Here is an 11,331-nt window from a genome sequence, read left to right as displayed (position 1 = left end):
GGGTGCAAAACTACAACCTTTATTTACATTTTAAAGCCTTTATTTTATATTTTTTCCATCTTTTTTTAATTCTTTCCTTAACACTCTGATAACAGACCCTTTACAAAATCAATTTTTTTATCCTTTCTGGAAATATAATGCTGTTTTCTTTGTTTTAGACCGTTTTTACTAGGTTTTCGTTGTGAGGTTAAGATAAAAAGGGTTGTCTTCTATGGATTTTTTAGTCTCGCAAAGACGCAGAGACGCAAAAGTTATTTTTAAAAATGATGTTTCTTTTAAGTTTCATCTCTCTCCTTTCTTTAAATACAGCACAAATGACTCTCTCCAAAACTACTGTCCCAGCCCTGATGGGAGGGAAAATCCTTTTGGGGCGGGGTTCGCCCCCAAAAGATTGGAAGGACAGCAGGATCAAGCTCCTTATTATTCTTAAATTCCAATTGTTTAAATTACAAATTCCAATAATTTACTCTTTATATATAAGGTACTAAAAAAAATAAACCCGACAGGTTTTGAAAAACTGTCGGGTTGTAGATGAAATTTTACTATTATATATAGGTGTGTGAAATTGTACTTATATATTATAGTATTTGATTTAGGGAATCTATAACTTCTTTTGTTATGTGTACACTTTTTAATTTGGCTTGATGATCATATATAGGACTTGTTACCATTAGTTCGTCTATTCTTGAATAGTCTATAAACTTTTGTAGATCGACTGCCAATTGTTTCGGGCTTCCGGTAAAGGTACACGCTGTCATTTGATTTACGTGAAAACGTTCTTCTTCGCTCATGATGTCGTCTAGTGATGGAACTGGTGGTTGCAATCCTTTTCTATCGTTGCGAATTAGATTTAGAAACATTTGGTATAAACTGGTTGAGAGTAATTCTGCTTCTTCATCTGTGTCTGCTGCTATTATGTTTACACAAGCCATTGTTTTAGGTTTATGCAAAGTAGCTGAAGGCTGAAAATTTCCTCTGTAGAATTCGAATGCTTGTATCATTTGGCGTGGTGCAAAATGTCCGGCGAATGCATAAGGTAATCCGTAAGCTGCGGCGAGGGCTGCACTTTCCATGCTTGAACCTAGTATCCAGATTGGAATATTTGCACCTTCGGCTGGAAAAGCGCGGACTTTTGCCGTGGCGTTTTCTGTTGAGAAGTAGTCTTGAAGTTTACTTACGTTTTGAGGAAATCGTTGTGCTTGCTCAAAAAAATCTTTTCTAATTGCTTCGGCGGTTGGCTGATCTGTTCCTGGGGCTCTTCCTAATCCTAAATCGATTCTGTTTGGATATAGCGTTTCTAATGTCCCGAATTGCTCGGCAACTATTAAAGGAGAATGATTGGGTAACATAATTCCGCCTGAACCTACACGAATTTCTTGTGTCTGACTAGCGATGTATCCGATAAGAACAACAGTTGCTGTACTTGCAACATGTGCCATATTGTGATGTTCGGCAAGCCAAAACCGTTTATAACCTAAACCATCGGCCAATTGCGCGATATCTTTTGTTTTTTGAAATGTTTCTGGGGCGTTGCTATCTTGTGTAATGATAGCGAGTTCTAATATAGAGACTGAAATTGGGTTTTTCATATAAAATAATGCTAAGGTGCAAAATTAACTCATTTATATTGATGCACTTTGCTTTCTAGTGTTAATAGAATTATAATATTTGTAACTATAAATGTTGCTTACTTTAATTGAATATTAATTAAGGAGTGTTTGGTTTTTCCGTCGCTTGAAATTTTCAATTCTGAAGAATTTGATTCGGTTTCGAATTTTGAAGGAGTTTCTACTTTTAATGAAATTGCTCGATGTCTAAAATTTTCTGGGATTTTAGGAAGTTCAATTTTCACCGTTACATTATTATTTATTTGTTCATAACTAACTTTTATTCTATCACGAAGCCAAAGATATTCGTAAACTTCCTGCCACGGCGCCATCCACACAGAATCACTTCCTTTTACTCCGTATTTATTCGCAATCGTAGTCATATAATATTTAAAGTCTGGAAAACGCATGCTAAGGTTCCATAGATTCGTATTTCCTGTTCCGTGTGTGAATTCATTAAACCAAACAGGATCTGGCTGTTTTACAATTGAATCTATTGTTTTTAGAAATTTATCCATTGTTTTAAAACTCGTTGTATCTTTTGAACTCTGCACAAAAGTTCGGGCTGAAATCAATTTATCCAAATCCATTTTTGAATTTACTTTATAAACTGGTCCTTTTCCATAATAAGATGCTACAGAAAAATGTCCTTTATCGAGCGCGTCTTTTTCATATTCTAAATAGTATTTTTCATCGCCATCTCCGCCTGGGACTACGAAATGTGAAATCGTAAAACCTAAATTTTGTTTTATTGAAGTTGTGTTTTCTGTTACTTCTGTCAAATAATTTGTTCCGTGTTTGGTCGCGTGATGAAAACCGTGGTTTAAAATATCCCATCCGGCATTGTACATTTCTTTTGTTTCTGCCCAAGAAAGGTGTCCTCTTTTTGGAGAGTTATTTAAAGAAGCTCCGTTAATTGCTAATCCTAATTTAAACGGAATTTTATTTCCTAAACCGTCAGAATAAAAAAGTCCGCTGGAGTTTGTCCCGTCGCCTCCCTGATCGATTTTCCATTCGTTATTGTTGGATGCGCTTATTTTTCCTCCATTCAATAACGGAAAAGCCGTTAAATATGCCGAACGATATCCGTCATCTAGCGTAAAACTGTATGCAAAATGTTTGTTGAATTTTAGGGAAGATGGCTTTATTGTAATCTTTTCGTTTGATTTTAATTTTATTTTGAATGAAATAATAGTAGATTTTACTGAATCTGATTTTATTTCTGAATGATTTGCAAAACTGAAAATAGTCGTTAAAAAGAATGCTGTGAATAAAAATGCTTTTATTCGGGTTTGTGGTTTTTTCATTTGAGGTATTTATTAATAGGTTATAAAGATACATCTCTTTAAAAAATGTAATACTGAATATTGGAAGAATTTCTGCTTAATCAAAAAGTCAAATGATTTAAAAGCTAAATTTGTACTTTTAAAATAACATTCGCTTTTAGCAATCCCATAAATGGTACATAAAATTTTAATTATAGACGACGAAGAAAAACTAAGAAGTCTGCTCGCACGCATCGTAAAATCGGAAGGTTTTGAAGTTTTTGAAGCGAAAGATTTAAAATCTGGTTTTAAAAAATTGGAACAAACGGATATTGATGTGGTTTTGTGTGATGTAAAATTGCCTGACGGAAACGGCGTTGATTTTCTTCAAAATATAAAAGGAAGTTTTCCATTAACGGAAGTTATTCTGCTAACGGCTTTCGGAAATATTCCGGACGGCGTTCAAGCCATGAAAAATGGTGCTTTTGATTATATCGTAAAAGGTGATGATAATGATAAAATTATTCCGCTCCTTTATAAAGCGGTTGAAAAAGTACAATTACAGAAAAAAGTACAGCAGTTAGAAAAACGCATTGGCGATAAATATTCATTTGATACTATTATAGGTAAATCAAAAGGAATTGAACAAGTTGTTGATTTAGCAAAAAGGGTTGCCAAAACCGATTCGACTGTTTTACTGACTGGAGAAACCGGAACGGGAAAAGAGGTTTTTGCGCAAGCGATTCATGAGAACAGTAATCGTGTCGGCAAATCTTTTGTCGCTCTGAATTGCAGTACTTTTAGCAAAGAAATTTTGGAAAGTGAACTTTTCGGTCATAAACAAGGCGCTTTTACGGGGGCTTTGAAAGATAAAAAAGGTTTTATTGAAGAAGCAAATGGCGGCACTTTGTTTTTGGACGAAATTGGTGAAATGCCAATTGATCTTCAGGCTAAATTATTACGCGTTTTAGAAACCAGCGAATATATTCCGGTTGGAGATACAACTTCAAAAAAATCTAATTTCAGATTGATTGCCGCTACAAACCGAGATTTAAAAGAAGAAAGCGAAGCACATCGTTTTCGTTCTGATTTATATTTTCGTTTGAATATTTTCGAAATAAAACTGCCTTCGCTTAAAGAAAGAGTTAAAGATATTCCGCTTTTGGTTTATTTTTTCGTTAAACAATTTTCTGAAAAAACGAATAAGAAAACTTTAGAAATCTCAGATGATTTTATTCAGAAATTAGAAAATTATTCCTGGCCGGGAAATATTCGTGAACTTAAAAATATTATCGAACGTTCGGTTATTTTAAGTGACAGTATTTTAACGCCGGATGTTTTGCCTTATGAAATGCAGCATCAAACGGAAAAAACTTCCAAATCAATGTCCGCTTTTTCGATGCAGAGTATTGAAAAACTTCATATTCAGAAGGTTTTAAATTATACAAAAGGCAATAAAGCGGAGACGGCAAGATTATTAGAAATTGGAATTGCGACGTTGTATCGAAAATTGGATGAATATAATTTATAGTTGCTCCTGCAAGGTTTTCAAAACCTTGTAGGTTTAAATTTTTAGACAATTTGAATAACATAGTTTAAATAGAATACCTACAAGGTTTTGAAAACCTTGCAGGAAACGTGAAACTTAAGAAATCATATCATTTTAATAAAAGCTTATCATTTTGATAGGCTTTTTTTGTGCTCCATTTTTGGCACAAAACAATAATCTCTTATTCTACAGCACTTTAGACACATTTTCATTTTTACGGAACATATTTTGGCATAAGGAGAGAGAACATTAAAATTTCATCCAAATGAAAAATCAAGTTACCTCAATCTACAAACAAGCTGAACGTTTTGCCGAGATTACCAAAAAATCTATTATTTCTGGTAATATCGTTCGCGCTAAAAAATGCCTGGCTCTTGCCGAACGTTTATTTATATCTGGAAGTATCGAAACCAAAAATGCCATTTCTAATGTCTATATCTTTTCGGTTTCTTCTTTTATGGAAATGCGACACTGTAATATTTCTCATCTTTTCCCTCAAACGCTTAAAGCGGAATATATCAAACAAGTTAATACTTCCGGAGTATAAAAACTTTAAAAAATCTAAACTCTAAAATCTTAAATCTAAAATAATAATGATCACATTTCTTTTACTCGGGCTTGCAGTTATACTGTTTGCGATTTGTTTTCTCTCTGTTGAATTTTTTGAAAATATCTAAATCATGACCGCACTATTTATTATTTCAATCGCTGTTTTCTTGTATTTGATTTACGTATTAATCAAACCTGAAAAGTTCTGATTTGAGAAGTTCAGATTCTCAAATCCATTCACATCTTAAAAAATAATCTCAAAATTATGAATACAGAATTAATAGGCGTCGTAGGTATTTTTATCCTGACAATTGTTTTAGCAATTCCATTCGGAAAATATATTGCTAAAGTATTTATGGGGAACAAAACGCTTCTTGACCCAATTTTCAATCCAATTGAAAAATTTATTTTTAAAATCAGCGGTATAAATCCGGCTGAAGAAATGAACTGGAAACAACATCTTAAAGCACTTTTAAGCATCAATATGGTTTGGTTCTTTCTTTGCTTTTTTGTTCTGATGTTTCAGGGTTCGTTGTTTTTGAATCCGGATAACAATCCGTCTATGTCTCCAGATTTGGCGTTTAATACTGCTATTTCGTTTCTAGTTAACTGTGACTTACAACATTATTCTGGCGAAAGTGGTGTTTCCTATTTATCTCAAATGCTTTTAATGTTTCTGCAATTTGTATCTGCCGGAGTCGGAATTGCAGCTGCCGTAATGGTTTTTACGGCAATGAAAGAAAGAACGACCGATAAACTTGGAAATTTCTACAACAATTTCATTAAAAGCTGCACTCGTATTTTATTACCCCTTTCTGCAATAGTTGCAATAGTTTTGGTTTTCAGCGGAACGCCAATGACTTTTGAAGGAAAAGATGCCATTACCACTTTACAAGGTGATAAAGTAGAAGTTTCCCGCGGACCTGCAGCTGCTTTTATTGCGATTAAACATATAGGTACAAATGGCGGTGGTTTTTTTGGAGCCAATTCGGCACATCCGTTAGAAAATCCAACTTATTTAACTAATGCTGTTGAACTTTGGGCGCAAATGATTGTTCCGTTTGCTATGATTTTTGCGCTTGGATTTTTCTTAAACAAAAGAAAATTTTCTTATATCATTTTTGGCGTAATGACGATTGGATTTTTACTTCTTGTAATTCCAACAATTTCAAGCGAACTGAACGGAAATCCAGCCATTACAAAAATGGGAATCGCACAAACAACCGGAGCAATGGAAGGAAAAGAAGTCCGTTTTGGTCCAGCGATTTCAGGTTTTTGGAGTATTGCTACCACTGTGATTTCAACAGGTTCTGTAAACAGTATGCACGATAGTTCTATGCCGGTTTCTGGCGCTATGCAGTTATTGGCTATGATGGTAAATGCTTTTTATGGCGGCTGTGGCGTTGGTTACCTCAACTTTTACATCTTTATTATTCTGGCAGTATTTATTTCTGGTTTAATGGTTGGTCGAACTCCTGAATTTTTAGGAAAGAAAATCGAAGCACGGGAAGTTAAAATTGCTGCTTTCATCGCCATTCTTCATCCTTTGTTAATATTATCAGGAACCGCTTTGGCTTCTTATTTTGCTGCACATGATACCGCAATGGGATATTGGTTTAACGGAAATGCAACAGCTTGGCTCAACAATCCAGGAAATCATGGATTTTCTGAAATGTTATACGAATACACTTCGAGCGCAGCCAACAATGGTTCTGGTTTTGAAGGTTTAGGAGATAATAATCCTTTTTGGAATATCACTACTGGAATTGTTTTATTGTTAAGCCGTTTTATCCCGATAATTGGGCCATTAGCGATTGCAGGTTTATTGGCTAATAAAAAATACATTCCGGAAAGTGCGGGAACTTTAAAAACAGATACGTCCATTTTTGGGATAATGGTTTTTGCTGTAATCGCCATTATTGCAGCTTTATCTTTCTTTCCGGCGCTTGCTCTTGGACCTCTCGCCGAATACTTCACTTTAAAATAACATTTTACATACAGAAAAATGACAACTAATAAATCCACATCATTGTTTGAAAGTAAGCAGGTAAAAATTGCATTTATGCAGTCTTTTGTAAAGCTGAATCCAAAAACAATGATTAAAAATCCGGTAATGTTTACCGTAGAAATAGGAACTGCGATTATGTTTGCGGTTTGTGTTTCCATTCTAATGGGCGCAAACGATCAGGGCAGTTTTATTTACAACTTAATTGTTTTTTTAATTTTATTCGCTACACTTCTATTTGCCAATTTTGCCGAAGCTATTGCCGAAGCCAGAGGAAAAGCACAAGCAGATAGTTTAAGAAAAACGCGCGAAGAAACTCCTGCAAGATTAATCCTAGCGAACGGAGAAATCAAAAACATCAGTTCTTCTGACTTAAAAAAAGGAGATACTTTTATTTGCGAAGCAGGAGATTTAATTGCAGCCGATGGTGAAATTATTGAAGGTTTGGCAACAATTGATGAAAGTGCCATTACCGGAGAAAGTGCACCGGTAATTCGTGAAGCTGGCGGAGATAAATCTTCTGTAACTGGCGGAACAAAAGTACTTTCAGACAAAATAAAAGTTATCGTAACATCAGAACCGGGAGAAAGTTTTCTGGACAAAATGATTGCTTTGGTTGAAGGTGCGAGCCGTCAGAAAACGCCAAACGAAATTGCATTGACTATTCTTTTAGCAGCTTTTACTTTAATTTTCGTGATTGTCTGCGTAACGCTAAAACCGTTTGCAGATTATGCCAACGCTCCTATTACAATTGCTGCTTTTATTTCACTTTTCGTTTGTTTGATTCCAACCACAATTGGAGGTTTACTTTCTGCGATTGGAATTGCGGGAATGGACAGAGCTTTACGCGCCAACGTAATTACAAAATCTGGTAAAGCGGTAGAAACTGCCGGAGATATTGACGTTTTGCTTTTGGACAAAACTGGAACCATCACGATTGGAAACAGAAAAGCAACCAATTTTTATCCAACGAAAGGAATTGCTTTTGATGATTTTGTGAAATCGGCCGTATTAAGTTCTCTTGCCGATGATACGCCCGAAGGAAAAAGTATTATTGAACTTAGTAAAGGGATAGATTTGAATGGAAAAATGCAATCTGATATTTTAACTTTTCAAGATACTATTTCTGAAACCATAAAATTTACTGCGGAAACCAGAACATCAGGCGTTATTTTAAAAGACGGTACAAATATTAGAAAAGGCGCGCAGGATGCAGCAAAGAAAATTGCAGAACAAGCTGGAAACCATTTCCCAGAAGATACTGCACAACAAGTTATTGCCATTTCTTCTAACGGAGGAACGCCATTGGTTGTACTTAAAAACAATCAGATTCAAGGTGTTATCGAATTGCAGGACATCATTAAAACCGGAATGAAGGAACGTTTTGAGCGCCTACGCCGAATGGGAATTAAAACAGTTATGGTTACTGGGGATAATCCGCTTACGGCAAAATTTATTGCAGAAGCAGCCGGAGTTGATGATTTTATTGCCGAAGCGAAACCTGAGGATAAAATGAATTATATCCGTAAAGAACAAGCCGAAGGTCGTCTGGTTGCCATGATGGGCGACGGAACAAACGACGCTCCTGCCCTCGCCCAAGCCAATGTTGGTGTTGCGATGAACAGCGGTACTCAAGCTGCCAAAGAAGCTGGAAATATGGTGGATTTAGATAATGATCCAACAAAACTTATTGAGATTGTCGAAATTGGAAAACAGCTTTTAATGACTCGTGGAACATTAACAACTTTTTCAATCGCGAATGACGTTGCCAAATATTTTGCAATTGTTCCCGCACTTTTTATTACTGCGATTCCGGCATTGCAAGGTTTGAATATTATGCATTTGCACAGTCCGGAAAGTGCGATTTTATCGGCTGTGATTTTTAATGCGATTATCATTCCGATTTTGATTCCGCTTGCACTGAAAGGTGTTGAATATCGTCCGATTGGAGCGAGTGCTATTTTGAAAAGAAATCTTTTGATTTATGGACTTGGTGGTTTGATTGTTCCTTTTATCGGAATCAAATTAATTGATTTAGTTGTAGCACTTTTTATTTAAGGTTCTGAGTTGCTAAGATTCTAAGAGACTAAGGTTTTCTTAGAATCGTAAAAACAAGAATCTATCAAAACTCAATAAAAAACATCGGTTCTGAATTGCTAAGTTCTGAGAAGAAAACTTAGAACCTTAGCAATTCAGTTCCTTAGAATCTTAAAAAAAATGAAAAATATATTTTCTATAATAAAACTTACTGTTTGCACTTTAATTCTGTTTGCAGTTATTTATCCTCTTGCAATTTATGGAATTGCACAAGTTGCTCCCAATCAAGGAAAAGGCGAAACTATTTCGGTAAACGGAAAAGTGATCGGATACCAAAAAATCGGACAGAAATTCGACAAATCTAATTATTTCTGGGGAAGACCTTCGGCTGTTGATTACAATGCGGCCGGAAGTGCGGGAAGTAACAAAGGTCCGAGCAATGCTGAATATTTGGCTTTGGTGCAGAAACGAATTGACACTTTATTATTGGTTCATCCTTATTTGAAAAAATCAGAGATTCCGTCTGATATGGTAACGGCTTCAGGAAGCGGATTGGATCCGAATATTTCTCCGCAAGGCGCTTTGATTCAGGTGAAACGTGTGGCTAAAGAAAGAAAATTGGATGAAACGAAAGTAAAGACTTTGGTAGAATCTAAAATTAACACTGCCGTTGTTGGCCCTGAAACTGTTAATGTTTTGGAATTGAATATTGCGCTTGATCAGCTTCGCTAGAGAAGTTTCTAAGTTACTAAGATTCTAAGTTTCCTAATATAACGCAGTTACTGTGTAGTTTGTCATTTCGACGAAGGAGAAATCTCCGAAAGTAACTCTGCAAAGATTGGCGAATTACTGTGTGGAGCTTCTTGTGGAGATTTCTCCTTCGTCGAAATGACAAACAAAACGCAATTGTAATCGAAAACTGAACTTATAAATAATACCTACAAGGTTTTGTCCCGAAACTTCGGGATTGCAGGAACGAGAACGCCTTTTTACCCCGAATGTCCTAGCCCCGATAGTAGTGGAAATCCTTTTGTGCCGGGGTTCGGCACAAAAGATTGTAGCGGATAGCGGGATTAGCTCCTAAAAAATCTACTAATAATTAATTTAATTAAGAGAACGAGATTGCTTCGTTCCTCGCAATGACATATGAAAAAAATAATACTTACAGCTTTAATCGCTTTTGGTTTTAGCAATTTACACGCACAAGAAGAATCTAAAAGTCCGTTTACATTTTCGGGTTATGTTGATGTTTATTACAGTTATGATTTTGCAAAACCGGAAAATCATACGCGTCCGGGATTTTTTTACAGTTATAATAAAAGTAATGAAGTAAACCTCAACCTCGGAATGGCAAAAGTGAATTATTCGAAAGAGAATATTCGCGGAAATTTTGCTTTGATGGCGGGAACTTATGCCGAATATAATATGTCGGCAGAACAGGGTTTATTGAAAAATGTTTATGAAGCAAATGTTGGCGTAAAGATTTCGAAAAACCATAATTTATGGATTGATGCCGGAATTATGCCTTCGCATATTGGTTTTGAAAGCGCGATTGGAAAAGATTGTGCAACACTTACGCGAAGTATTCTTGCTGAAAATTCACCTTATTATGAAGCGGGCGTAAAAATTGGCTATACTTCTGAATCCGGAAAATGGTATTTGGCGGGAATGTATTTGAATGGCTGGCAGAGAATTCAGAAAGTAGAAGGCAATCAGACTCCGGCTTTTGGAACGCAGGTTACTTTTAAACCTTCGGATAATGTGACGTTGAACTGGAGTACTTATGCGGGAAATGAACAACCTGATATTGACAAAAAATGGCGTTATTTTAATGACTTTTATGGGCAATTTAAGCTTAGTGAAAAAACAAATCTAACGGCTGGTTTTGACATTGGTTCTCAGCAATCGGTTAAAAACAGTAATAAATACGATACTTGGTTTTCGCCAATTTTGGTTTTACAATACAAACCAACAGATAAAATTCAGCTTGGGGCGCGTGGTGAATATTACAGCGACGAAAAAGGTGTTATCATCGCAACAGAAACGCCAAACGGATTTAAAACTTACGGATTTTCAGCTAACTTTGATTACTTAGTTTCTGATAATGTTATGTTTAGAATCGAAGCCAGAAATCTTTCGAGCAAAGATGAAATTTTTACGAAAAATAATCTGCCAACAAATACGAACACTTTTGTAACGACATCATTGGCGATTAGCTTTTAGAAAAAATTGTTTCACGCAGATTTAAAAAGATTAGAGCAGATTTAATTGATTTTTTTTATAAATAATCTGCGAATATCTGCTTAAATCTGTAGAATC

9 protein-coding genes are annotated in these 11,331 nt (G+C 35.5%); 7 read left to right on the top strand and 2 right to left on the bottom strand.

Annotated elements, in window-relative coordinates; translation table 11 throughout:
- Nucleotides 1–578: 578 nt before the first annotated feature.
- Together EV144_RS23775 and EV144_RS23770 are read right to left on the bottom strand one after the other, a co-directional pair.
- Nucleotides 579–1,589, bottom strand: coding sequence for an LLM class flavin-dependent oxidoreductase (locus tag EV144_RS23775; protein ID WP_134151629.1), 1,011 nt, complete (start codon nucleotides 1,587–1,589; stop codon nucleotides 579–581).
- Nucleotides 1,590–1,687: 98 nt separating this feature from the next.
- Entirely contained in the window at nucleotides 1,688–2,914 is a 1,227-nt protein-coding gene (locus EV144_RS23770) for a polysaccharide deacetylase family protein (RefSeq protein ID WP_134151628.1), read from the bottom strand.
- 151 nt (nucleotides 2,915–3,065) lie between these two features.
- Between EV144_RS23770 and EV144_RS23765 the strand changes: the two genes are divergently transcribed.
- The 7 genes from EV144_RS23765 (at nucleotide 3,066) to EV144_RS23735 (ending at nucleotide 11,235) form a co-directional block, all read left to right on the top strand.
- The gene (locus EV144_RS23765; RefSeq protein ID WP_134151627.1) at nucleotides 3,066–4,403 is read left to right on the top strand and encodes a sigma-54-dependent transcriptional regulator; all 1,338 of its coding nucleotides are present in this window, start codon (nucleotides 3,066–3,068) and stop codon (nucleotides 4,401–4,403) included.
- Nucleotides 4,404–4,686: 283 nt separating this feature from the next.
- Nucleotides 4,687–4,968, top strand: a complete 282-nt coding sequence (locus tag EV144_RS23760) for a hypothetical protein (RefSeq protein ID WP_134151626.1) — start codon at nucleotides 4,687–4,689, stop codon at nucleotides 4,966–4,968.
- 133 nt (nucleotides 4,969–5,101) lie between these two features.
- Nucleotides 5,102–5,179, top strand: a complete 78-nt coding sequence (gene kdpF / locus EV144_RS23755; protein ID WP_111376125.1) for a K(+)-transporting ATPase subunit F — start codon at nucleotides 5,102–5,104, stop codon at nucleotides 5,177–5,179.
- A gap of 56 nt (nucleotides 5,180–5,235) precedes the next feature.
- Nucleotides 5,236–6,957 carry a potassium-transporting ATPase subunit KdpA gene (kdpA, locus tag EV144_RS23750; protein ID WP_134151625.1) on the top strand — a complete coding sequence of 574 codons (1,722 nt, stop codon included), beginning with the start codon at nucleotides 5,236–5,238 and terminating at the stop codon, nucleotides 6,955–6,957.
- A gap of 18 nt (nucleotides 6,958–6,975) precedes the next feature.
- Nucleotides 6,976–9,033: a potassium-transporting ATPase subunit KdpB gene (kdpB, locus tag EV144_RS23745; protein WP_134151624.1), complete on the top strand. Its 2,058-nt coding sequence runs from the start codon at nucleotides 6,976–6,978 to the stop codon at nucleotides 9,031–9,033.
- Nucleotides 9,034–9,192: 159 nt separating this feature from the next.
- Complete coding sequence (locus EV144_RS23740) at nucleotides 9,193–9,744, top strand: K(+)-transporting ATPase subunit C (protein WP_134151623.1); 552 nt, start codon at nucleotides 9,193–9,195, stop codon at nucleotides 9,742–9,744.
- A gap of 414 nt (nucleotides 9,745–10,158) precedes the next feature.
- A complete protein-coding gene (locus EV144_RS23735; RefSeq protein ID WP_134151622.1) occupies nucleotides 10,159–11,235 on the top strand; it encodes a porin in 1,077 nt (358 codons plus the stop codon).
- The last annotated feature ends 96 nt before the right edge of the window (nucleotides 11,236–11,331 follow it).

Source organism: Flavobacterium sp. 270 (assembly GCF_004368785.1).
In the GTDB taxonomy this organism is placed as follows: Bacteria; Bacteroidota; Bacteroidia; order Flavobacteriales; family Flavobacteriaceae; genus Flavobacterium.
The sequence above is the reverse complement of the archived record's forward strand: the minus strand, read 5'-3'. Positions and strand labels throughout refer to the sequence as shown.

What these genes read in the sequence shown, in the direction of transcription:
- EV144_RS23775 (WP_134151629.1), bottom strand. Translation starts at nt 1,589, where the DNA reads ATGAAAAACCCAATTTCAGTCTCTATATTAGAACTCGCTATCATTACA.
- EV144_RS23770 (WP_134151628.1), bottom strand. Translation starts at nt 2,914, where the DNA reads ATGAAAAAACCACAAACCCGAATAAAAGCATTTTTATTCACAGCATTC.
- EV144_RS23765 (WP_134151627.1), top strand. Translation starts at nt 3,066, where the DNA reads ATGGTACATAAAATTTTAATTATAGACGACGAAGAAAAACTAAGAAGT.
- EV144_RS23760 (WP_134151626.1), top strand. Translation starts at nt 4,687, where the DNA reads ATGAAAAATCAAGTTACCTCAATCTACAAACAAGCTGAACGTTTTGCC.
- kdpF (WP_111376125.1), top strand. Translation starts at nt 5,102, where the DNA reads ATGACCGCACTATTTATTATTTCAATCGCTGTTTTCTTGTATTTGATT.
- kdpA (WP_134151625.1), top strand. Translation starts at nt 5,236, where the DNA reads ATGAATACAGAATTAATAGGCGTCGTAGGTATTTTTATCCTGACAATT.
- kdpB (WP_134151624.1), top strand. Translation starts at nt 6,976, where the DNA reads ATGACAACTAATAAATCCACATCATTGTTTGAAAGTAAGCAGGTAAAA.
- EV144_RS23740 (WP_134151623.1), top strand. Translation starts at nt 9,193, where the DNA reads ATGAAAAATATATTTTCTATAATAAAACTTACTGTTTGCACTTTAATT.
- EV144_RS23735 (WP_134151622.1), top strand. Translation starts at nt 10,159, where the DNA reads ATGAAAAAAATAATACTTACAGCTTTAATCGCTTTTGGTTTTAGCAAT.